The 853-nt window shown below is 53.5% G+C and carries 2 tRNA genes and 2 rRNA genes; all 4 read left to right on the top strand.

The features are described from left to right. A 16S ribosomal RNA gene (locus JMY24_RS38125) occupies positions 1-98 on the top strand; the annotation flags it as partial. 75 nt (positions 99-173) lie between these two features. Next, positions 174-250: transfer RNA gene (locus JMY24_RS38120), tRNA-Ile, on the top strand. 55 nt (positions 251-305) lie between these two features. Beyond that, positions 306-381: transfer RNA gene (locus JMY24_RS38115), tRNA-Ala, on the top strand. 379 nt (positions 382-760) lie between these two features. Further along, positions 761-853 (top strand): 23S ribosomal RNA (locus JMY24_RS38110); the annotation flags it as partial.

Below are 853 nucleotides of genomic sequence, written 5' to 3'. Positions count from 1 at the left end.
TAACCGCAAGGAGGGCGCTTACCACGGTGGGATTCATGACTGGGGTGAAGTCGTAACAAGGTAGCCGTATCGGAAGGTGCGGCTGGATCACCTCCTTTCTCGAGCTAGACGTGTCAAGCGTTGAGCGCTCACGCTTATCGGCTGTAGTAGTAAAGAAACGCAGACAGACTCAGGGGTCTGTAGCTCAGTCGGTTAGAGCACCGTCTTGATAAGGCGGGGGTCGATGGTTCGAATCCATCCAGACCCACCACTGTCTTGTCTGGGGTGAGCTGGCCGTCTGGCGCCTCTGGGATATCTGTATGACTGGGGGATTAGCTCAGCTGGGAGAGCACCTGCTTTGCAAGCAGGGGGTCGTCGGTTCGATCCCGTCATCCTCCACCAATCCTCAATGCGTAGCGTTCTGTGTGAAAGACACCGAGCGCTGTGCATTGGCGATTGAGCCAGTCAGAGAGATGCATGGTTATAGCAACCGTGATATCGGCTGAACGTTCTTTAACAATCAGGAAGAAGTAGTAAAGAGATTCACGAAAGCATACCTGGAGATGGGTGTGCGAGTAGGTGAATCAGGGTTGTGATTGTATCAATGTATTTTTAAGTGATCGAAAGATTGCTTTGGAATACGGCGCAACACGAATACTCAACCTGTAGCGAGTGTGCAAACTGCTCGGCCTTCCCAGTGAAGGTTCCATCCCCTCCGGGGATCGGATGGGAGTAGGCGCTAAAGCGCCAACTCCCATCGAGAGAGACACACCCGTTATAGGGTCAAGCGAACAAGTGCATGTGGTGGATGCCTTGGCGATCACAGGCGATGAAGGACGCGGTAGCCTGCGAAAAGCTTCGGGGAGCTGGCAAA

Source organism: Paraburkholderia kirstenboschensis, assembly GCF_904848585.1.
Taxonomy (GTDB): domain Bacteria; phylum Pseudomonadota; class Gammaproteobacteria; order Burkholderiales; family Burkholderiaceae; genus Paraburkholderia; species Paraburkholderia kirstenboschensis.
Note: the sequence above shows the minus strand (reverse complement) of the source record. Positions and strands in the feature narration are given on the sequence as shown.